Genomic DNA, 22104 nt, shown 5'->3' with positions numbered 1-22104 from the left:
CCACGAAGGGCCTGGTGAGACACGTTGCGAAGCCCTTCGTGGCTCGCTTCGCTCGCACCTCAGGGAGCAGTGGCTCAGCACGTCTCTCGGGTTCTGTAGTTCTTTCGGATCAGGGAGCGGGGTCCGGCGTGCTTGCCGGTCATCAGATAGTCAGCCGTGCAACAGAATCCGCATCGCCAGTGCGTCGATCCGGTCGGGGGAGGGCGGTAGGGACTGACGCGACAGGTCGGTGACCACGTTCAGGGAAGCGTGTACGAGGAACCGCGCCTGCGAGAGCGACAGCTCGTCGCGGACGCGGGTGAGCCAGGTGGCGAACTCGTCCACGGTGATCCGCTGCTGGTTGCGTAGTTCCTCGCGTGCCTGTGGAGTCGTGTGCCCGATCTCGGTCTCGTAGATCGCGATGAGATCGGTTGCGCTGGATGATAACCGGATGTACGAGGCGACCATCGCGGCGATCGCCTCGCGGGGCGTGGTCGACGCCGCCAGCGCGTCGGAGATGGCCGACGTGACCCGGTCTGTGGCGCGCCAGAACGAGGCCTCGAGAATGGCGACCTTGCTGGGGAAGTGGCGGTACACGCCTGATGCCGGCAGGTCTGCCGCGTGTGCGATGTCCTCGATCGTCACGTCCCGGAACCCGCGGGCGGCGAACAGCTCGATCGCCTCGGTCAGGATGACCTCGCGCTTGGCGGCCGGGGCGAGTCCGGTCACCGACGGCGGCTCGGGGTCGGTCGGCTCGGGCAGCTCGACTTCGAGCAGGCCGATCGCGGCGGCCGACATCAACGCCGTCGCCTCGCGGGCCGGCAACGAGGCGCGATGCGTCGTCGGACTCGCCGCGACGCTGATCATCGCCGCGGCAACGAGATTGGCGTCGAGATCGGTCAGCGACGGGCGCAGCCGGCGGGCGGCGGCACGCACACGACGATGCTGGTGGACGACGACATCGCGGACGATCGCGGCGTCGGCGGGCTCGAGGTAGCGCGACTCCCACCGGTACAGCCCACCGCGGCGACGATTGTCGAACGAGGTGGCGGTGATCGCCTCGAGGAGTGCGGGCAACTCCTCGGGCGACCCCTCCGGGACGGTGTCGAGAACGTCGCGCAGGCCGGTCGCGAGCTCGGCGGTGGTCTCGGCGAACAGTGCGTACTTGTTCGGGAAATGCCGGTACAGCGCCGGGGTGGAGATGCCGACGGCGTCGGCGATGTCGTCGAGCCGCACCGCGTGGTACCCGCCGTCGCTGAAGGCCTTCGCCGCGGCGTCGACGATCATGCGTCGCCGGTCGGCGGGACGACGACGCCGGGCGCCGGTGTCCGGGCGCGACGTCTGCGGACGTGCGGTCATGACGACAGAGCCTATCCGGAGACCGCGTTCTCGTGACAGATTTCGGCATCGACCGGCAAAACCGCAGGAGAGACCGGCTTGCGGATCTGATAAGTTAACCGAGATTCTCGTGATCTGCGTCGCATTATGGTAGTAATCTAGGCGATGGCACAGATGCGGGGGGCTGTGTCTACCGAGAAGCCGGCCTGGAGTGGGGAGAGCAGTGAGCGAAGAGATCACGCGCGGCGGAGTCATCACATCGGTGGACGACTCCGGGATCGGGCGCCTGACGATTTCTCGTCCGGAACGGATGAACGCCCTCGACGGCGGGGCCCATCAGGCGATCGAGGACACGTTGGCGGAGTGGTCGACTCGCGACGACGTCCGCGTGATCGTGATCGACGGCGCGGGCGGCAGTTTCAGTGCGGGCGCCGATGTCCGGGGCTTCGCCGAACAGTCGACCGCGGGCGGCGCCTCCGGGTTCACTCCGACGCAGGCGCGTCAGATCATCTCCGGAGGTTCTGATCTCATCCGGGCCGTGCGTTCGGTCCCGGTCCCGGTGATCGCCTCCGTCGACGGTGCAGCCGCGGGGATCGGTGCGTCGCTCGCACTCGGTGCCGACCTCATCTATACGACGGCCAGGTCGTATTTCCTGCTCGCGTTCGTCAACATCGGTCTCATGCCCGACGGCGCCGCCTCGATGTCGTTCGCGACGGCCGTCGGTCGCGTGCGTGCCAACGAGCTGGCGCTGCTCGGTGAGAAGCTGCGTGCCGCAGAGGCTCTCGACGCCGGACTCGTCAACGGCGTCGTCGAGGATCGTGCCGCGCTCGACGAGGTGGTCGGCAAGGTCGCCGGCAAGCTCGCGGGTAAGAGCGCTACCGCGCTCCGGCTCACGAAGGCTGCTCTCGACGCGCACACGATGTCCGGTTTCGAGGCCGCGATCGAACGAGAACTCGACGGCCAGACCGAACTGCTCCAGTCCCCGGAGTTCCAGGCGGCCATCACCGCGTTCGCCGGCGCCTCCAAGTGAGCGCCGCGACACGTCGGAATCGCTGTACCCCAACCGTTCCCGACCCCATCACCACCAGAGAGACAACGAGGAGACCGATCGTATGACCGCGACCGTCGACACCTTCAGCGACCTGGCCACCGAGCCGCTGCGTTCGCGCCGCAACCACTGGAACAACCAGATCCGCCGCCACGCCTTCATGACCCCGGACAAGCCGGCGCTGAAGTTCCTGGGCAACATCACCACCTGGAAGGAACTCGACGAGAGCAGCCGCGCCTTCGCGGCCGCACTGAGCCGCCGCGGCGTGCAGTTCGGCGATCGTGTGCTGACCGTCCTGCTCAACCGCTCGGAGTACGTCGAAGCGGTTCTGGGTGCGAACCTGATCGGTGCCATCCCCGTTCCGGTGAACATCCGGATGAGCCCGGCCGAGGTCGCGTTTCTCGTCAACGACAGCGGCGCGAAGGTGATCGTCACCGAGACCCTGCTCGCCCCGCTGGCCGACGCCGCGGGCGCCTCCACCGGAGCGATCGAGCACACCATCGTGGTCGGCGGTTCGGACAAGGACAATCACCTCGACTACGAGGCGCTCGTCGCCGAGGATTCGTCGGATCTCGAGGAGATAGACGTTCCCGAGGAGACCGTCGCGCTGATCATGTACACCTCGGGCACGACCGGAAAACCCAAGGGCGCCATGCTCACCCACACGAACATGCAGGCGCAGGCGGTCACCTGTCTGCAGGCCCTGCAGACCCGTTCCGACGACATCGGCTCGTGTGTTGCCCCGATGTTCCACATCGCCGGCCTCGGCGCCATGGCGCCGCTGTTCTACATGGGCGCCCTCTCGGGTGATCCATCCGCTCGGCGCGTTCGACCCCGACCACATGCTGGACACCATCGAGCGCGAGGGCACCACCTCGATCTTCCTGGTGCCCGCACAGTGGCAGGCCGTCTGTGCCGCGCAGCAGGCCAAGCCGCGTGATCTCAAGCTGCGCGTGATCAGCTGGGGTGCGGCCCCGGCGTCGGACACCGTCCTGAACGCGATGAACGAGACTTTCCCGGAGGCGCTCAACGTCGCCGTTTTCGGACAGAGCGAGATGTCGCCGATCACCTGCGTACTCGAGGGCAAGGATGCCCTGCGCAAGATCGGCTCCATCGGAAAGGTCGTCCCGGCCGTGACCGCGCGCATCGTCGACCCCGAGGGCAACGACGTCGCGCAGGGTGAGGTCGGCGAGATCGTCTACCGCGGTCCGAACATGATGAAGGGGTACTGGCAGAACGAGCAGGGCACCGCCGACGCCTTCGCCGGCGGCTGGTTCCACTCCGGTGACCTGGTCCGGGCCGATGAGGAGGGCTTCCTCTACGTCGTCGACCGCGCCAAGGACATGATCATCTCCGGTGGCGAGAACATCTACTGCGCCGAGGTCGAGAACGTCCTCTTCGGTCATCCGAGCATCACCGAGGCGGCGATCATCGGTCGCGCACACGAGAAGTGGGGTGAGGTGCCGGTCGCGGTGATCGTGCTCGCCGAAGGCGTCGAGGACCTGACGCTCGCCGACCTCGAGCCGTACCTCAACGAGAACCTCGCGCGGTTCAAGCATCCGAAGGACATCGTCATCGTCGACGAGTTGCCGCGCAACGCCGGTGGCAAGGTCGTCAAGCCGACCCTGCGCCAGAGCTACGGCAGCAAGGACGCCGGCCTGGCCGACTGACGCCGTCGTATCCACCGTCGTCGGACACCTCGGCGACGTCGACACCCTCCGACCTGGGCGCGAGCACTCGCGCCCAGGTCGTCGTGGTCTCGTCCGTCCCGACCACCGCCGGCATCGACGCGCCAAGAAACACGCACTAGAACACGTTCCAATTTTGTGGTTGAGTGACTACTGTCACGTCATGGCGGCAACCGTCGGAGTGAGTAGATCCTCCCGGTGCGAGACGTCGCCGGGTTCGAACGGAGGAGTTCAGTGAAGACAAAGGGTGCATTGCTGCGGGAGCACAACAAGCCGTGGGCGATCGAGGACATCGAGATCGGCGATCCCAAGGCCCACGAGATCAAGATCAAGATGGAAGCCGCCGGCATGTGCCACTCCGATCATCACCTGATGACCGGTGGCATCCCGATGGCCGGGTTCCCGATCCTCGGTGGTCACGAGGGTGCGGGCGTCGTGGCCGAGGTCGGTGAAGGAGTCACCGACTTCGAGGTCGGCGACCACGTCGTGCTGTCGTTCATCCCGTCGTGCGGCAAGTGTCCGTCGTGTCAGTCGGGAATGGCCAACCTGTGCGACTTCGGCGCCATGCTGCTGCAGGGCGAGGCGGTGTCGGACAACACCTTCCGGATCCAGACCGCCGCCGGCGAGAACGTCTACCCGATGACGCTGCTGGGCACCTTCGCGCCGTACATGGTCGTGCACGAGGCCTCGGCGGTGAAGATCGACAAGGACATCCCGTTCGAGGTCGCGGCGCTCTGCGGCTGTGGCATCCCCACCGGTTACGGCTCGTCGACCCGCAGCGGCGACGTACGACCGGGGGAGGACGTCGCGATCGTGGGTGTCGGCGGCGTGGGTACCGCGGCCCTACAGGGCGCGGTCATCTCCGGCGCCCGCAACCTGTTCGCCATCGACCCGGTGGAGTGGAAGCGGGAGCAGGCGCTCAAGTTCGGGGCCACCGCGGCCTTCGCCACGGTCGAAGAGGCGGCCACGGCGATCGCGGAGACCACTCACGGCGGCATGTGCCAGAAGGTGATCGTCACGGTCGGCGAGGTCCACGGCAAGGACGTCGACCTGTGGATGGGTATCACCGCCAAGGGTGGCACCTGCGTCCTGACCGGTATGGGCAACATGCTCGAGAGCGATGTCAACCTCAATCTCGCCATGCTGACCCTGCTCCAGAAGAATCTGCAGGGTTCGATCTTCGGCGGTGCCAACCCGAAGCTCGACATCCCACAGCTGCTGTCGATGTACAAGATCGGCAAGCTCAACATCGCCGACATGATCACCCGGCAGTACCGTCTGGACCAGATCAATGAGGGCTACCAGGACATGTTGGACGGCAAGAACATCCGCGGAGTCATCCGCTACACCGAAGAGGACTGGTGAGCACCCGGGTAACGTGACCCGATGTGTCTGTCCTTGATTCTCTGACGGAATGGCCCGTCGACCACGTGTCGGCGGCGATCATCACCCGCGACGGGGTCGCCGACCAGTTCGGCGACCCCGCTCGCGTCTTCGAGCTCGCCTCGGTCACGAAGCCGCTGGTGGCCTACGCGGTGCTCGTCGCCGTCGAGGAGGGAGCCGTCGAGCTGGACGACCCGGCCGGGCCGTCGGGGTCGACCCTTGCCCACCTGCTTTCGCACGCGTCCGGCCTGGCCTACGACACCCGCGAGGTCGAGGCCCCGCCGGGGGAGCAGCGGATCTACTCGAGCGCGGGCTTCGAGGTGGCCTCCGAGGTCGTGGCCGAGGCGACCGGTATCGAGTTCGGCCGCTATCTCTCCGAAGCCGTGTGCGCGCCGCTGGAGATGTCGTCGACGACGCTCTACGGGCCGGCCGGGCATGCCGCCCGCTCGAGCGTGGCGGATTTGGCGGCCTTTGCCCGCGAGTTGCTGGATCCGCGCCTGCTGGCGCCGGAGACCTTCGGGACGCTGACGTCGGTGCGGTTCCCCGGACTCGACGGATTCGTCCCCGGGTACGGCAAGCACCGTCCCAACGACTGGGGGATCGGCTTCGAGATCAGGTCCGAGAAGTCGCCGCACTGGACCGGGACGAGGAACTCCCCGCGGACGTTCGGGCACTTCGGTCAGGCCGGCACGTTCCTCTGGGTGGATCCGGCGCTCGACGCGGCCTGCGTCGTGCTGACGGATCGGCTCTTCGGACCATGGGCGAAGCCGCTGTGGAGCGAGTTCAACGATCGCGTCGTTGATGAACTCTCGTCACAGAACTGAATTTTTCTCGCAGGAGAAACTAGCGCAACACGTGCATCATGGGGCACAATTGACCCTACGAATGTGATATCCGCTGTCGCGAGGTGTGTTGGGGAAGACGTTCCTCGTCGACAACGGAGGTGAACAAGGTGCGCAATCTGAATCAGTTTGCGGACATGACAACAGGAGTGGTCTACATCCACTCGGCGCCGGTGGCGCTGTGCCCGCATGTGGAGTGGGCTCTGTCGTCGACCCTGAATGCGCGCGCCAACCTGAAATGGTCGGCACAGGATGCCGAACCCGGCATGCAGCGTGCCACTGTCGACTGGGCGGGTCCGGTCGGTACCGCGGCTCGTCTGGTGACGGCGCTGCGGGAGTGGTCGGCGCTGCGTTTCGAGGTGACCGAGAACCCCAGCGAGGGTGTCGACGGTGAACGGTTCTGCTACGTCCCGGGACTCGGCCTCTGGCGCGGCTCCGCGAGCGCCAACGGCGACGTCATCATCGGCGAGAACCAGTTGCGTTCGATGATCGAATCGCAGCCCGACAGCGCCGGTCTCGCCGGTGAACTCGAAGGCGCGCTCGGAACCGCGTGGGACAACGCGCTCGAGCAGTACCGCATGGGCGGTGCCGGCGCCGAGGTCACCTGGTTGCAGCAGCGGGTGGGTTAGCAGGGGGACGAACTACAACGAGAAGTGCCCCGGTCCTCGTGGACCGGGGCACTTTCGTCGTCTGTGCGACGCGTCAGAGCGGGATGTTCTTGTGGCGACCGCGGCGCGCGGGTGCCGCGGCGAGCGCCTCGGCGATGATGCTGCGAGTGTGCGCCGGGTCGATGATCTCGTCGACCACGCCAATGGACTGTGCGCGGCCGACACCGCCGGCGATCGCCTCGTGCTCGGCGGCGAGACGGTCGTGCAGGGCCTCACGCTCGTCGTCGGGCGCTGCGGCGAGAGCTTTCTTGTGCAGGATGCCCACCGCGGCCTTCGCGCCCATCACGGCGACCTCGGAGCCCGGCCAGGCGAACACCGCGGTGGCGCCGAGCGCACGCGAGTTCATCGCGATGTAGGCGCCGCCGTAGATCTTCCGGGTCACCAGCGTGACCCGGGGGACCGAGGCCTCGGCGAACGCGTGCAAGAGCTTCGCGCCGCGGCGGACGACGCCGTTCCACTCCTGGCCGACGCCGGGCAAGTAACCCGGCACATCGGTGATGACGATGAGCGGGATGCCGAAGGCATCGCAGAGGCGGACGAAACGCGATGCCTTCTCCGCGCTCTCGGAGTTGAGGCAGCCGCCCATCCGCAGCGGGTTGTTCGCGATGATCCCCACGCTGCGTCCGGACAACCGGCCGAAGCCGACGACGATGTTCGGCGCCCATTTGGCTTGCAGCTCTTCGAAACTCGAGATCTGGGTCTCGCCGTCGGCCGCGACACCGGAGTCGAGCAACTGCTCGACGACCGGGTGGACGTCGTAGGCGCGCCGATTCGACTCCGGCAGCAAGGCCTTGAGGTCGGTGTCGCCGGCCCGCGCGTGTTCGCGGTCGAAATGTCCCTGCTGGGTGAACGTCGACACCAGACGCCGTGCGCGCCACAGCGCGTCGGGCTCGGAGTCGGCGACGATGTGACAGACACCGGACTTCTTGCCGTGGGTGGTCGGGCCGCCCAGCGACTCCATGTCCACTTCTTCGCCGGTGACGCTCTTGACGACGTCCGGGCCGGTCACGAAGACCCGGCCGGCCGGCGCCATGATCACGACGTCGGTGAGCGCCGGGCCGTAGGCGGCGCCGCCGGCGGCGAAGCCGACGACCACCGAGATCTGCGGGATGTAGCCCGAGGCACGCACCATCGCCTCGAAGACCTGACCCACCGCGTGCAACGCCTCGACACCCTCGGCGAGGCGGGCGCCACCCGAGTGCCAGATGCCGATGACCGGCGCCTGTTCGGTGATGGCGGTGTCGATGGCGTTGACGATGTGCGCACACCCCACGACACCCATGGCGCCGCCCATGACGGTGCCGTCGGTGCAGTAGGAGACCGTACGGACCCCGTGCACCAGACCGACGGCGGCCTGGACGCCCGACTTGTCGCGCGGATGGAGCAGCGACATCGTGCCTTCGTCGAAGAAGTTGGTCAGCCGCAACAGCGGGTCGCGGGGATCGGCGGCTTCTTCGCGGCCGGCAACGGGAGCCAAGGTCGTCATCGATGTCTCCTGGGTGTCGGGGGGTGTGGCGGTGATTCTCAGTAGCGACCGAAGGCGAGCGCCACGTTGTGCCCACCGAAACCGAACGAGTTGTTGATCGCGTAATCGATCTGCCCGTACCGGGGTTCACCGTGCACGACGTCGATGTCGCATTCCGGGTCCAGGTTCTCGAGGTTGAGGGTCGGCGGGATGACGCCTTCCTCGACGCTCTTGATCGTCAGGACCGACTCGAGCGCCCCGACCGCACCGATGGAGTGTCCGAGCGCGGACTTCGGCGCGTACACCGCAGCATGCTGTCCGATGGCGGCGAGGATGCCCGCGGCCTCGGCGGTGTCGCCGATGGGGGTCGACGTCGCGTGCGCGTTGATGTGGGTGATGTCGGAGCGCTGCAGACCAGCGGTCTGCAGGGCCCGTGTCATGGCCCGCGCGTTGCCCTGACCACTCGGGTCGGGGGCGACGAGGTGGAATCCGTCGGAGGTGATGCCGGTACCGAGCAGGCGGGCGTGGATGTGTGCACCGCGTGCGCGGGCGTGTTCCTCGCGTTCGAGGATCAGCATCGCCGAACCCTCGCCGAAAACGAAACCGTCGCGATCCTTGTCGAACGGTCGCGAAGCCGCTGCGGGGTCCTCGTTACGGGTGCTCATCGCCCGCATCATCGAGAACGCGGCGATCGGCACCGCGTCGATGTGACCCTCGACGCCGCCGGTGACGACCATGTCGGCGTCACCCATGACGATGTGCCGCCAGGCGTGCGCGATGGCCTCGGCGCCCGACGAACAGGCCGAGACGGGAGTGATCACGCCGGCGCGTGCGCCGACGTTGAGTCCCGCGACGGCCGCCGGTCCGTTCGGCATCGCCATCGAGACGGCGAGCGGGGACACCTTGCGGTAGTTGCCGGTGCCCTCCATGGCCTGGACTGCGTCGACCATCGCGTCGGCGCCACCCTGACCGGTGCCGATGACGACCGCGAGGCGGTCCTTGTCGACGTCGGGTTCGCCGGCCTGCGCCCAGAGGCGCTTGCTCATGACGTGGGAGATGCGCTCGACGTAGGCCATCCGCCGGGATTCGATGCGCGTGACCTCCTCGGCGGGATCCTGGAGGAGACGACCACCGATGCGCACCGGGAGGTTGTACTTGGTGATGAAGTCGTCGGTCAGCTCACGGATGCCCGATTCGCCGGCCAGCAGGTTCTTCCAGGTCGAGTCGAGATCCCCACCCAACGAGGTGGTGGCCACCATGGAGGTGACCACCACACTCGGGAAGTTCCCACCCAGCGTGGAGTACTCGCGGAGGGAAGAGGGGGTCATCAGGCCTCGTCTGCCTCGACCTGCGCCTTGATGGCAGCTGCGGCCTCGGGGTTCTCGCTCTCGAGCTTCTGGATGTAGGCGACCGCGTCACCGACAGTGCGCAGGCCGGCCAGATCCTCGTCGGGGATCTTGACGCCGTACTTGTCCTCGGTCTGGACCGCGATCTCGACCATGGACAGCGAGTCGATGTCGAGGTCGTCGACGAACGACTTCTCGAGGGTCACCTCGGACGGCTCGATGCCGGTGACTTCCTCGATGATCTCGGCGATGCCGGCAATGAGTTGTTCCTGGGTGGCAGCCACTGTGTGGTTCCCTTTCGTCTTCCTACGTGGATGTGAGATTTCCGGAGCGCAGCACGGACGGAGAAGTCCGCGCGCTTGGACACGCCGACGTTGAGGCCGACGTTCCGGGGGTCGCGGACTACCCGCGACCGCTATCCAAGTTCGGTGATCTTCGCGATGTCGCCGGGCTCCTTGAGCGCCAGCGCGGGGGTGCCCTTGAGCTCGCGCTTCGCGATGCCCACCAGCGTCCCTGCCGGGGGCAGTTCCACCAGGGCGTGTGCCGAGTGGTCTCGCAGGTACGCCGAGCACAGATCCCAGCGGACCGGCCTGGTCACCTGTCCCACCAGCTTGGCCAGCGCGTCGGCGCCGTTCGTGACCGGCTGTCCGTCGGAGTTCGACAGCAGGGTCCGGGTGGGATCGGCGGGCGTGATGCGGGCGGCGGCTGCGGCGACGGCGTCCTGCGCCGGGGCCATGAAGTGCGTGTGGAACGCGCCGGCGACCGCGAGCTTGCGGATCCGGGCCTTCTCCGGCGGCGAGGCGATCAGCTCGTCGATCTGCGCGACCGCGCCGGCGGCGACGATCTGCCCGGCGGCGTTGCGGTTGGCGGGGACGAGATCGAGTTCGTCGAGACGTGCGAGGACGGCCGCCTCGTCGCCCCCGAGGACCGCGGCCATGGTCGTGGGCTGCAGGGCACACGCCTTCGCCATCTCCGAGCCGCGCAGCGCGGCCAGCGTGACGGCCTCGTCGGCCGAGATGACACCGGTGATCGCGGCGGCGGCGAGTTCGCCGACCGAGTGGCCGGCGACCACGGCGTCGGCGGGCAGTTCACCGTGCTTGCGCACCTCGTCGTAGGCCAGCAGTGCGGCGACGACGACGAGCGGCTGGGTCACGGCGGTGTCGGTGATCTCCTCCGCCGTGGCGGTGGTGCCGAGGCGTTCGAGGTCCAGACGGGTCTGTTTGGACCAGGTGGCGATCTGGTCACGCGCGCCCGGCAATTCGAGCCATGGCGTGAGCATGCCGGGTGTCTGAGATCCCTGTCCGGGAGCAAGCATCGAAAGCACGTGACCAGAGAACACCCTTTACCCGGGGGATGTGGGTGTGGAGAAGCATGAAGCTTGTCGCGGGCTTTTGTGGGGTTCCCACAAAGGAGACCTAGAGGTCACCTGGTTCGTCATCAGTCTGAGATTTGTTACCGAACCGTGTTCTTAAGGCTCCTATCAGCACAAACGGTGAATCGGACATGAAACCCGTGTGACTCATGTGGCAGATGTTGGCGATTTGTGCCGGAAGTGTGTCAGTCGACCCACCGTCGACGCGACCCTCAGAACGTAGGCATCGCGCGGGTTAGTTGGGTCACGTCCTGTGATTTCCGAAATTTTCTTCAGTCGGTAGCGAACCGTATTTGGATGGATGTACAGAATTCGGGCGCAGGACTCGACCGAGCCGCCGGAGTCGAGGTAGGCCTCGAGAGTGGTGCTCAGCGTCGCACCGCCCTCGGCGAGCGGCTGGACGAGGGATTCGATCAAAGCGGTCATCGCTGACTCGTCGCCGTTGAGCGCGCGCTCGGGTAGCAGTTCGAGACTGTGGACCGGCCGCGGTGCGCTCGGCCAGCCGGCCACCGCCTCGATCCCGGCCATGGCCTCGGTGGCACTCGAGTGCGCGCTGCCGAGGTTCGGCATGGTCGGACCGATCACCACCGGACCGTCGGCGAAGTGGGAGAGCAGTGCGCCGACGAACTTCTCGGTCGGACGGGCGGGACCGCTCACGATGGCCACCAGCACCGAACCCTGCACCACCGACAGGGCCGACCGGTCGAAGGACTTGGCCGTGTTGTGGATCGCCAGTGGCACCGACACGTTCTGTTCCGGGGGCGGCGTCCCGACTATCACGGTGGCCGGCGCATCCGAGTCCCAGTTGAGCGCCGCTGCGCGAGAGAGCAATTGTGGCCCGGTGTCGCCGCGGACCACCGCGTCGACGACGAGGGCCTCGAGCCGGGAGTCCCACGCCCCGCGTGACTCCGCGGCCGAGGCGTAGATCGCTGCCGCGGCGAAACCGATCTCGCGTCCGTAGCGCAGCACCGACTCGGTCAGCGCACGGAGCTGGGCATCGTTGCGGGCGAGGAGCGGCAGCCACTTCTCGAAGAACTCCATGGCCACGCGGACCATCTCGACGGTCTGCAGCAGCGTGATGCGGCGGGCGAGGTCCTGCGGGACCACCTGGAAGGCCTGGACCGTGAACTTCACGTTGCCCTCGGGGTCCTGGATCCACTCGACGAAGTTGACCACCGCGGTCTGCACGACGAGTTGCACACTCGCGCGTTGCGCGGCGTCGAGGTCGGAGAAATAGGGCAGCTGGTCCTGCATCGAATGGACCGCCTCGGTGGCGAGTCGGCCGCTGTACTGCTTGACCCGCCGGAGAAGAGTGTCCGGCAGCGCGTCGTGCACGGTGGCGGGGGCCGGTACGTGCGCGCCCCGCTCACCGAACACGTCAGCCGGTGGCTGCTTCCTGTTCACGCGCGCATCGGACACGACCTCAATCTAGCCCCTCGGCCGGGGTGGGTTCCCCGGCCGAGGGCGAGTGGAGGCCGTGTCCGTCGGCGCGACCGGTCAGGCGACTCCCGGATCGCTGGTCTGCTCGGGTGCGGCCGAGACGTCGTCGATCCGGTACCTGTCGGCGGCCTGCTTGGCCACCGACATCTCGATGTTGCCGTCCCGGGCGAGCGCGACGAGCACCGCGACGACGATGGACTCGGCGTCGACGTTGAAGAACCGTCGCGCCGCCGGGCGCGTGTCGGAGAACCCGAACCCGTCCGTCCCCAGCGTGAGGTAGGTGCCCGGGAGGTATGCCCGGATCTGCTCCTGCACTCCGCGCATGTAGTCGCTGACACCGACGAACGGGCCGGCGGCGTCGGCGAGCAGCTCGGTCAGGTACGCCGGTGCCGGCTCGGCGGCCGGATCACGCAGTACCTCGCGGTCGGCGCGGATCCCGTCCCGGGCGAGCTCGCTCCACGACGTGACCGAGTAGACGTCGGCGCCGACGTTCCATTCCTCCGCGAGCATGTCGGCGGCGCGCAGTGCGTCGGGCATGGTCACACCGGACACGAGGATGTTGGCCGGGTGTTCCTTGCCCTCCGGCGCCTTCTGGAACCGGTACGCACCCTTGACGATGCCGGTCGGGTCGAGTCCCTCAGGCTTCGCCGGCTGACTGATCGGCTCGTTGTAGACGGTCAGGTAGTAGAAGACGTTCTCCGGGTCCTCGCCGAACATGCGCTCCATACCGCTCTCGACGATGTGGCCGAGTTCATAGGCGAAGGCCGGATCGTAGGAGACGACGGCGGGGTTGGTCGCGGCCAGCAGCGGCGAATGCCCGTCGGCGTGCTGCAGGCCCTCACCGGTCAGCGTGGTGCGGCCCGCGGTCGCGCCGATGATGAAACCGCGCGCCATCTGGTCGGCGGCGGCCCAGAAGCTGTCACCGGTGCGCTGGAAGCCGAACATCGAATAGAAGATGTACAGCGGGATCATCGGCTCGTCGTGGGTCGAGTACGACGTGCCGACCGCGGCGAAGCTGGCTGCCGACCCGGCCTCGTTGATGCCCTCGTGCAGGATCTGACCCTCCGGGCTCTCCTTGTAGGCGAGCATCAGTTCGGCGTCGACCGAGGTGTAGAGCTGTCCGTTGCGGTTGTAGATCTTGAGGGTCGGGAACCAGGAGTCCATACCGAAGGTCCGCGCCTCGTCCGGGATGATCGGCACGATCCGCTTGCCGACCTCCTTGTCGCGCAACAGATCCTTGAAGACGCGCACGAGCGCCATGGTGGTCGCGACCTGCTGCTTGCCCGAGCCCTTCGCGGTGGCCTTCAGTGCCGAACTCATGTCGGCCTTCAGCACCTTCGCCTTGGTCCGCCGGCTCGGCAGGAAGCCGCCGAGGGTCTTGCGCCGGTCGAGCATGTACTGCAGCTCCGGCGAGTCCGTGCCGGGGTGGTAGTACGGCGGCAGGTACGGGTCCTTCTCGAGCTGCTCGTCGGAGATCGGGATGCGAGTGCTGTCGCGGAAGGCCTTCAGATCGTCGAGCGTCAGCTTCTTCATCTGGTGCGTCGCGTTGCGGCCCTCGAAGTGCTTGCCCAGCGTGTAGCCCTTGATGGTGTGGGCCAGGATCACCGTCGGCTGGCCCTTGTGGGTCATCGCCGACGCGTAGGCGGCGTGGATCTTGCGGTAGTCGTGACCGCCGCGCTTGAGGTTCCAGATGTCGGCGTCGGAGAGGTCCTTGACGAGTTCCTTCGTGCGCGGGTCGCGGTTGAAGAAGTGCTCGCGGACGAACGCGCCGTCGTTGGCCTTGTAGGTCTGGAAGTCGCCGTCGGGCGTGGTGTTCATCAGGTTGACCAGCGCGCCGTCACGGTCGGCGTGCAGCAACGAGTCCCACTCGCGGCCCCAGATGACCTTGATGACGTTCCAGCCCGCGCCGCGGAAGAACGACTCGAGCTCCTGGATGATCTTGCCGTTGCCGCGCACCGGGCCGTCGAGACGCTGCAGGTTGCAGTTGATGACGAAGGTCAGGTTGTCGAGGCCCTCGGTGGCCGCGAAGCTCGCGAAGCCGCGCGATTCCGGCTCGTCCATCTCGCCGTCGCCGAGGAAGGCCCACACGTGCTGGTCGGAGGTGTCCTTGATGCCGCGGTCGTGCAGGTAGTGGTTGAACCGCGCCTGGTAGACGGCATTCATGGGGCCGATGCCCATCGACACCGTCGGGAACTCCCAGAAGTCCGGCATCAGTCGCGGGTGCGGGTACGACGGCAGGCCGCCGCCCTCGCCGGCGTGGCTGTGCTCCTGCCGGAACCCGTCCATGCGGGCCTCGTCGATGCGGCCCTCGAGGTAGGCGCGGGCATAGATGCCCGGGGAGGCGTGGCCCTGGATGAAGATGTGGTCGCCGCCGCCGGAATGGTCCTTGCCGCGGAAGAAGTGGTTGAAGCCGACCTCGTACAGCGACGCCGACGAGGCGTAGGTGGAGATGTGGCCGCCCACGCCGACGCCCGGGCGCTGTGCGCGGTGCACCATGATCGCGGCGTTCCACCGGATCATCTGGCGGAATCGGCGTTCGACGTCCTCGTCACCGGGGAACCAGGGTTCGGCCTCGGTGGGGATGGTGTTGACGTAGTCGGTGGAGGTGAGCGCGGGGATCGACACCCGCTTCTCGCCGGCGCGTTCGAGCAGACGCAACATCAGGTACCGGGCGCGACCAGGGCCCGCGGCGTCGAGGAGGGCGTCGAACGAGTCGAGCCACTCGTCGGTCTCGTCGGGGTCGATGTCTGGCAGATAGGACGCGACTCCTTCACGGATGACCCGGACTCGTTGTCCGGCGGCACGTCCGTTCGAGCGGGGGCCGGTGTTCCCGGCGGCGCTCGGCGAGACGTCCTGTGTCGCTTGGTCCATCTGGTTGGTCACGGTGATGCCTACTCCCTCTGACAGGCCGAACTCGGGGTGGTGGTCCGACCGCATGGCGTCGGCACCGCACTCCGATGTGGTGCGGCGCCTACCCTCATCGTGCCCCATGTGGGGTGGCTTGGCACCGGGTGGATCGGTGTCGCGTGTCCCGATCGGCGTGATGCGGTAGCGTCCAGAAACGGTTACTGACCAGTAGGGGGAGTGGATGCCGGATCGAGGAGGCGCGGCCGACGGGCGGCGCCGGGGTCGTGCCGTCCGGTCGGCGACCGCGGCCACGATCGCACTCGGCGCGGCCCTGTCGGGGGCGTGCGCGTCGACCGTCGATGGCGCGGGGGCGCCGGCGCCCGGCGAGGTGGCGGTGTACCGCTCCGAACTGTCCGCCTCGGCGGCCGCGGAGGTGCGTGCCGAGGGTGTCGAGCTCTGCCGCGAGTCGATGGCGTCGATGGTCGTGATGGTCCGCGGGTTCAACGCCTTCGTCGCCCGGCTGAACGCGGCGCAGACCTACGCCGGGGTCGGGGATCTCGACGAGAAGGCACGTGCCAGTCTCATCGCCGGTGCCGACGGGATCCGCCCCAAGATCACCGAGACGTCGCCAGCGGACGTCTCCACGCCGGCGCGGGCGTTCCTCGCGTCGACCGCGCGCCTCGAGAACGCGATCAGTCGCGAACTGCGTGTCGGCCTGAACCCGGTGTCGAGCGAGTGGTCTCGCACCAAACAGCGCCTGCTCGATGTGTGCGGTACCTACACGCCGCTCCCGGCCACGTCCTCGGCCACACCTCGACCGTCGGTTCCCGCCACGACGTCGGCCGAGCGACCCGGGGGTTGACGCCGCCGTCCGCCTCGCGCCGCTGGGTACGGTTTGTTCCGCCCCGCTGTGGGTAACGATCGGGCGGGTCGGTCACGGAACCGGTGCGAAACGCCCGAAATCCCTGACGGCGTTCGGCTTGCAATGTGAGGCTCTAGGCTGTTGCCTATGCTGACAGGCGAACGGCGTGCGGGAGCGCACGCGGATTCGCCACAGACGACGCACAGAACGATCCACGAATCTTCAGGAGGTCACGCGCGGTGGTAGCCGCCACAGACGGTAGCAACGCCCAGAAACTGGGCTTGACCGCAGGCTTGGTCGTGCAGGAACTCGGCTGGGACGAGGACACCGACGACGAACTGCGCGCTGACATCGAGGACGCGATCGACGCCGAGATGGTCGACGAGGATGCCGATGACGTCGTCGACGTCGTGGTCCTCTGGTGGCGCGACGGTGACGGCGACCTCGTCGACGCCCTCATGGATGCGATCGGTCCGCTCGCCGAAGACGGTTTCGTGTGGGTGTTGTCGCCGAAGACCGGCAAGTCCGGATACGTCGATCCGAGTGAGATCGCCGAGGCGGCCCCGACCGCGGGACTCACCCAGACGTCGGCCATCAGCCTCGGTGACTGGTCGGCGGCCCGACTGGTCCAGCCCAAGGCCCGCGCGGGCAAGAAAGCATGAGCGGTGCTCTGCCTTCTGCGCCCCTGACCGTCGGTGACCGGGCCCCGGATTTCGCCCTGCGCGACCAGAACAACCAGCTCGTGTCGCTGTCGACCCTGCGAGCCGACCGCAACGTGCTCGTCGTGTTCTTCCCGCTCGCGTTCACCGGTACCTGCCAGGGCGAGCTCGGCTACATCCGCGACCAGCAGCCCCGTTTCGACAACGACGACGTGACCACGGTGACCATCTCGGTCGGACCCTCTCCCACGCACAAGGTGTGGTCCGCCGCGCAGGGTTTCCTGTTCCCGCTGCTGTCCGACTTCTGGCCGCACGGCGACACCGCGCGCGCCTACGGGGTGTTCAACGAGGACCGCGGCTACGCGAACCGCGGGACCTTTCTCGTCGATCGGGACGGCACGATCGTCTTCGCCGACATGGTCGGTCCCGGCGAGGTGCGCGAGAACGCCGTCTGGGACAAGGCACTCGGCGTCATCGGCTGAGTCGGCGCTTCTCCGCATCCCGCGCGATCGAGTCGAGTCGGTGCCATACGGAGTCCATCCCCGGTCGCTGCTCGGGTTCGAGATCCAGCATCCGGTCGAGCAGTTCGCCCAGATCATCGGGTAGGGCGCGGTTCGTCGGGAATCCGGAGTCGCGCGTCGTGGCCGACGTCGGGCGACGCAGAGTGCGCAGGCGTCGGATGCCCCGTTCGGACCACGGCGGGACCGCACCGTATGGTCGTCGTCCCGTCAGCGTCTCGAAGAGCGTGACGCCCAGGGCGAAGACATCCGCCGCCGGGGTCAGGGCGACGTCGACGGCCTGCTCGGGCGGCAGGTAACCGCGCGTGCCCGAGCCGTCTCGGCGCTCTCCGGGACGGCCGAGCAGACCGAGGTCGATGAGGATCGCCTGCCCGCCGTGCACGATGATATTCGAGGGCTTCACGTCCAGGTGAATCCAGTTGTGGCAGTGTAGGTATCGCAGCGCGGATGACAGCTGCACGCCGAGCTGCACCACGTCGTCGACACTCAGCGGGCCGTTCTCGATCACCCCATCCAGGGTGGCGCCGGGGATCGTCTGCATGGTGAAACCGATCAGACCCGACTCGTCCCGGGGGAGCATGCCGTAGCCGCGCACGAGATGCGGGTGGGCGAGTTCGGCGAGCGCGCGTCCCTCCCGACGGACGGACTCCGCGACCTCCTCATCGTGGCGTCGATGCCGTCGGATGACCTTCAGGACGCATCGTGTGTGGCGGTCGGTGTCGAACGCGTCCCAGGTGACGGTGCGCTTGCCGACGGCCAACGGGGCAAGTGGTTCGACACCGGGGAAACGTGGTGTCGGGTCGTCGGTGCCGTTGCGCTGCAACAGGTCTGACAGTTGCCTCATTGAACGTCACTCGCCGATGTGATCAGTCGGGTGCCGACGGATTCGACGGCGGGCAGCTCGATCACCCGATCGACGTGGTCGAGGACGACCGGGTCGTGGGTCAGGATCAACAGACTCCGATCCCGGTGCTCGGTCAGCGAGCGCATCAGGCGATGGGCGCCCGCCGGGTCGAGTCCGGTGGTCGGCTCGTCGAGGATGAGCAATCCGCCACCGTGGAGAAGTCCGCGTGCCACGTTGAGCCGTTGCCGTTGTCCGCCGGACAGGGTGCGGCCCCGCTGTCCGATGCGGGTGTCGTACCCGTCCGGGAGCCGGGTGATGAAGTCGTGGGCGTCGGCGCGTCGAGCGGCCGCGACGATGTCCGCACGGGTGGCGCCGGGTTCGCCGAAGGCGATGTTCTCGGCGACGGTCGCGTCGGACAGCAACATCTCCTGGGCGACGACGGCGACCGAGGCGCGGATCGACTCGCGCGTCACGAGAGCGAGATCGTTGTCGCCCAATCGAACCGTTCCCGAATGGGGTTGCAGGGAACCGTCGAGCAGGCGGGTCAACGTCGTCTTGCCCGCCCCGCTGCCGCCGACCACTGCGACGCGTTCACCGGGTTCGATCGTGAGGTCGAGGTCGCGCACGGCGTCGACGTCCCGGCTGGGATAGCGCGCGTGGACGTTTCGGAGCGCGACGCCCGCGGCCTCGGCCGGCAGTGCGACGGCGTGGGGCGGATCGGCCATGGTGGGCTCGTCGAGCAGTTCCTGTACCCGCTCGATGCCGGCGGTCGCGGCGAACAGCGAGGGCAGGAGGTTGCCGAGGTCGCGCACCGGGCGATAGCAGCTCCCCAGCAGAGCCAGGAACGCCAGGACTTCGCCCAGGGTCATCCGCTGGGTGGCGAGTGCCCAGACGCCGAGCCCGATGACCACGAGGACGCCGAGGAGTTCGAACAGGCCGACCATCGGCAGGAACACGGCACGGACCCGGCTGGCGACCAGCTCGGCGTCCATGATGGCAACATTCTGGCGCTCGTAGCGCGCGATCGCCGTCGACTCCTGGTTGTACCCCTGCACGAGGGCGGCATTGGCGAGGTGTTCCTCGGTGATCGCGCTGAGGGACCCGGCCCGACGCCGCCGTTCGCGTGATGCGGACTTGGTGTAGTCGGCGAATCGGGTTGCGGCCCAGAAGAACAGCGGTACGACGACCATCGCCGCCAGGGCGAGGAGGAGATCCATCCAGAGGAGGGCCGCCACATAGATGATCAGGGTCGCCAGCTGGCGGAAGCCCCAGGTCAGGTGGCGGACCATGAACGACTCGACCGTGCCGATGTCGGAGGTGAGACGGCTCATCACGTCGCCGAGCCGCAGATGGTCGAGTCGGTGGGCGGGCAGTGCCAACACGTGCGCGAACGCCTCGCGCCGCAAGGTGGTGAGGAATCTTTGGGAGATCCAGGTACCCAGATAGTCGTCGGCGCCGTCGACTACCGCGGCCAGCAGGTTGAGCCCGACGTAGATCGCCGCGATGTAGGGGAAGGGGCCGAGGTCCGCGGGCACCAGCACGTCGTCGACGAGACGCTCGAACAGCGCGATCTCGGCGACGGCGATCACGGCGGGGATCACCGACAGCATCAGGCTGAGCAGGAGCCACCACCGGAGCGTGCGCAACCGCGGGCAGAACGTGCGGAAGATCTGCAGGACGGTCAGGGTCGCGGAGTGCTGGACGAGGGGCTGATCGTCGGCGCGCGGTCGTAGCAGCGCGAAGAACGGTGACGGCGAGGGCATGACGGAGATGTCCATCCGGGTTCGTGGTGGTGGCCGTGCTCGCGGTTGCGAGAGCGGGCGGGCGGGTGGCCCGATCTGCTTCGGGGGAACAGATCGGGCCGCACCGCTTAATCGGTGGTGGTGACCGGCGGGCGACGACGCGGACGGCGGGGCGCGCGTCGGCGGTTGTCCGTGGACGTGTCGTGGGGACGGCATGCGCCGGGAACTGCCGGCGCGAGGGCGCAGAGGATGTTGGAGTGCGACATGAGAAGACCTTTCGTCGGGTGTCGTGATCGTTCCGCCGGTGGTCCCGAGCGGAACGGTTCTCACTGTCACGGACCCCGATGAGGTCTCCGTGAGTCGCACATGAAAGATCCTTCATCGTCGCCGACGGGTGCCGCCCCCTTGCGGCGAGTGGCATCGCGGAGTGGAAAAGGGGTTGCCGCCGAGCGGATTCGACGGTGTGATGGGCGAGCCCGTCGACGCGGGCGCACACGAGAGGAAGAACTCCATGCCGACCAAGGTGTCGCCCAAGGTGCTGAACTACGCATCGCACGTGGACGACAACACCCTGACCCAAGCGGCCGAGACCGCCCGGTTGCCGTTCGTGCACCCGCACGTCGCCCTCATGCCCGACGCCCACTTCGGGAAGGGCTCCGCGGTGGGCACCGTCATCCCGACGACCGGCGCGGTGATTCCCGCGGCCGTCGGCGTCGACATCGGCTGCGGCATGATCGCGGTGCAGACGCGCCTGCGCGCCGCGGACATCGACGGAATGGACCTCGGGCGACTGCGGAGGACGATCGAGGACGCGATCCCGCTGTCGCCCGGCAACTACAACCGCGGTCTGGACCGGTTCGAGTTCACCCGGCCACGCATTGATGCCCTCGCCGAACAGGCGACGAAAGACGGTGTCGACCTGTCACATTCGCCGAAGTGGCGGGAGCAGCTGGGCTCGCTCGGCGGTGGCAACCACTTCATCGAGCTGTGCCTCGACGAGGGTGACGTGGTGTGGCTGTTCCTGCACTCGGGTTCGCGGGGCGTCGGCAACAAGATCGCGCAGAAGCACATCAAGATCGCGCAGCGATTGTGCCGCCAGTGGTGGATCAAGCTGTCGAACGCCGACCTCGCGTACCTGCCGCAGGGGACCCCGGAACTCACCGCTTACCTGCGGGATCTGTCCTGGGCGCAGCGGTTCGCGTTCGAGAACCGCGCGGAGATGATGGACCGCTTCGTCGAGGTGTTCGGGAAGTGGTTCGCAGACAACGCCTCTGGTGGCGCCGCCGAGGGAAAGGGATCCTTGGAGGTGGACCGGATCAACTGCCACCACAACTACACCGTGCGGGAGACGCATGCGGGCCAAGACGTCTGGCTCACCCGGAAGGGTGCGATCGACGCCCATGAGGGCGTACGGGGCGTCATCCCGGGTTCGATGGGTACACGGTCGTATGTGGTGCGCGGCAGGGGAAATCCCGCGGGCCTGTGCTCGGCGCCGCACGGTGCCGGCCGGCGGTTCTCGCGGAGCGAGGCGCGGAGGCGGTTCACCGCCGACGATCTCGCCGCCCGGATGACGGGGATCGAGTACCGGCACGGCGAGCAGTGGGTCGACGAGATCCCGGACGCTTACAAGGACATCGATCAGGTCATGGCCGACGCCGTCGATCTGGTGGACATCGAGCACACCCTGCGGCAGATCCTCAACGTCAAGGGGACGTGACCGGTCCGGGTTCGCCCCGAACAGATCGAATCCCGAAGGTGCTGAGCACCTTCGGGATTCGTCTGTCGCCGCCGGCCGGGGTGTGGGGCCGGCGACGATGATCACTTGCCGGTCAGCTTGTCCTTGATGTTCGACGCGGCGTCCTTCACGTTCTCCACGCCGTCTTTGACGGCCGCGGAGAGCTGATCGCCCTTGCCCTCGCTCTTGAGCTGGTCGTCACCGGTCACATCGCCGGCGGTCTCCTTCGCCTTGCCGGAGAGGTCCTCGGCCTTGTTGCCGACCTTGTCGCTGAATCCCATCGTGACTTTCCTTTCATTTCTTTCTCGGACGACTGCCTCGGACGAGG

General features: G+C 67.5%; 18 protein-coding genes and 1 pseudogene. 9 read left to right on the top strand and 10 right to left on the bottom strand.

All coding sequences use genetic code 11. The features are described 5' to 3' along the window. Window positions 1-150 precede the first annotated feature (150 nt). On the bottom strand, window positions 151-1338 hold the full coding sequence (locus M4D77_RS11005) for a TetR/AcrR family transcriptional regulator (RefSeq protein WP_226513611.1): 1188 nt from the start codon (window positions 1336-1338) through the stop codon (window positions 151-153). A gap of 202 nt (window positions 1339-1540) precedes the next feature. On the opposite strand from M4D77_RS11005, the gene M4D77_RS11000 reads away from it, so the two are divergent. The 5 genes and pseudogenes from M4D77_RS11000 to M4D77_RS10980 all read left to right on the top strand — a co-directional run bounded on the left by M4D77_RS11000 (window position 1541) and on the right by M4D77_RS10980 (window position 6907). Continuing rightward, window positions 1541-2347, top strand: coding sequence for an enoyl-CoA hydratase-related protein (locus M4D77_RS11000; protein ID WP_226513610.1), 807 nt, complete (start codon window positions 1541-1543; stop codon window positions 2345-2347). Window positions 2348-2429: 82 nt separating this feature from the next. After that, window positions 2430-4035, top strand: a pseudogene (gene fadD5 / locus M4D77_RS10995) (fatty-acid--CoA ligase FadD5). A 252-nt stretch (window positions 4036-4287) separates the two neighbouring features. Continuing rightward, complete coding sequence (locus M4D77_RS10990; RefSeq protein ID WP_226513608.1) at window positions 4288-5418, top strand: NDMA-dependent alcohol dehydrogenase; 1131 nt, start codon at window positions 4288-4290, stop codon at window positions 5416-5418. Window positions 5419-5441: 23 nt separating this feature from the next. Beyond that, window positions 5442-6260, top strand: a complete 819-nt coding sequence (locus tag M4D77_RS10985; protein ID WP_226513607.1) for a serine hydrolase — start codon at window positions 5442-5444, stop codon at window positions 6258-6260. Window positions 6261-6388: 128 nt separating this feature from the next. Continuing rightward, the gene (locus M4D77_RS10980) at window positions 6389-6907 is read left to right on the top strand and encodes a DUF3145 domain-containing protein (RefSeq protein ID WP_226513606.1); all 519 of its coding nucleotides are present in this window, start codon (window positions 6389-6391) and stop codon (window positions 6905-6907) included. Window positions 6908-6980: 73 nt separating this feature from the next. Here M4D77_RS10980 and M4D77_RS10975 read toward each other — a convergent pair whose 3' ends face one another. The 6 genes from M4D77_RS10975 to aceE form a co-directional block, all read right to left on the bottom strand. Beyond that, window positions 6981-8432, bottom strand: coding sequence for an acyl-CoA carboxylase subunit beta (locus M4D77_RS10975; protein ID WP_058252055.1), 1452 nt, complete (start codon window positions 8430-8432; stop codon window positions 6981-6983). 38 nt (window positions 8433-8470) lie between these two features. Beyond that, window positions 8471-9739, bottom strand: coding sequence for a KasA/KasB family beta-ketoacyl-ACP synthase (locus tag M4D77_RS10970; protein ID WP_065630088.1), 1269 nt, complete (start codon window positions 9737-9739; stop codon window positions 8471-8473). Then, a complete protein-coding gene (acpM, locus tag M4D77_RS10965) occupies window positions 9739-10041 on the bottom strand; it encodes a meromycolate extension acyl carrier protein AcpM (protein ID WP_058252053.1) in 303 nt (100 codons plus the stop codon). Before acpM ends, M4D77_RS10970 begins: the two co-directional genes overlap by 1 nt. Window positions 10042-10172: 131 nt before the next feature. Then, window positions 10173-11081: an ACP S-malonyltransferase gene (locus M4D77_RS10960; RefSeq protein ID WP_137810264.1), complete on the bottom strand. Its 909-nt coding sequence runs from the start codon at window positions 11079-11081 to the stop codon at window positions 10173-10175. Between the two features lie 195 nt (window positions 11082-11276). Further along, window positions 11277-12548 (bottom strand): CdaR family transcriptional regulator, encoded by a 1272-nt coding sequence (locus tag M4D77_RS10955; protein ID WP_065630086.1) that lies wholly within the window; start codon window positions 12546-12548, stop codon window positions 11277-11279. A 78-nt stretch (window positions 12549-12626) separates the two neighbouring features. Then, complete coding sequence (aceE, locus tag M4D77_RS10950; protein ID WP_226514260.1) at window positions 12627-15506, bottom strand: pyruvate dehydrogenase (acetyl-transferring), homodimeric type; 2880 nt, start codon at window positions 15504-15506, stop codon at window positions 12627-12629. A 151-nt stretch (window positions 15507-15657) separates the two neighbouring features. Between aceE and M4D77_RS10945 the strand changes: the two genes are divergently transcribed. From M4D77_RS10945 to M4D77_RS10935, 3 genes are all read left to right on the top strand, one after another. Further along, window positions 15658-16278 (top strand): hypothetical protein, encoded by a 621-nt coding sequence (locus M4D77_RS10945; protein ID WP_226513605.1) that lies wholly within the window; start codon window positions 15658-15660, stop codon window positions 16276-16278. 239 nt (window positions 16279-16517) lie between these two features. Then, complete coding sequence (locus M4D77_RS10940; protein ID WP_058252048.1) at window positions 16518-16940, top strand: DUF3052 domain-containing protein; 423 nt, start codon at window positions 16518-16520, stop codon at window positions 16938-16940. After that, the gene (locus tag M4D77_RS10935; protein WP_068971527.1) at window positions 16937-17419 is read left to right on the top strand and encodes a peroxiredoxin; all 483 of its coding nucleotides are present in this window, start codon (window positions 16937-16939) and stop codon (window positions 17417-17419) included. The genes M4D77_RS10940 and M4D77_RS10935 overlap by 4 nt, the downstream gene beginning before the upstream one ends. On the opposite strand, the gene M4D77_RS10930 is transcribed toward M4D77_RS10935, so the two are convergent. Beyond that, window positions 17409-18299 carry a serine/threonine-protein kinase gene (locus tag M4D77_RS10930; RefSeq protein WP_226513604.1) on the bottom strand — a complete coding sequence of 297 codons (891 nt, stop codon included), beginning with the start codon at window positions 18297-18299 and terminating at the stop codon, window positions 17409-17411. The genes M4D77_RS10935 and M4D77_RS10930 overlap by 11 nt on opposite strands. Further along, window positions 18296-20077, bottom strand: a complete 1782-nt coding sequence (locus M4D77_RS10925) for an ABC transporter ATP-binding protein (protein WP_226513603.1) — start codon at window positions 20075-20077, stop codon at window positions 18296-18298. Before M4D77_RS10925 ends, M4D77_RS10930 begins: the two co-directional genes overlap by 4 nt. 475 nt (window positions 20078-20552) lie before the next feature. Between M4D77_RS10925 and M4D77_RS10920 the strand changes: the two genes are divergently transcribed. Further along, complete coding sequence (locus M4D77_RS10920) at window positions 20553-21758, top strand: RtcB family protein (protein ID WP_226513602.1); 1206 nt, start codon at window positions 20553-20555, stop codon at window positions 21756-21758. 101 nt (window positions 21759-21859) lie between these two features. Here M4D77_RS10920 and M4D77_RS10915 read toward each other — a convergent pair whose 3' ends face one another. Then, the gene (locus tag M4D77_RS10915) at window positions 21860-22057 is read right to left on the bottom strand and encodes a CsbD family protein (protein WP_226513601.1); all 198 of its coding nucleotides are present in this window, start codon (window positions 22055-22057) and stop codon (window positions 21860-21862) included. Window positions 22058-22104: the final 47 nt, after the last annotated feature.

This window comes from Gordonia sp. p3-SID1431, assembly GCF_025143765.1.
Classification (GTDB): domain Bacteria; phylum Actinomycetota; class Actinomycetes; order Mycobacteriales; family Mycobacteriaceae; genus Gordonia; species Gordonia hongkongensis.
This window is presented reverse-complemented; position numbering and strand designations above follow the sequence as displayed.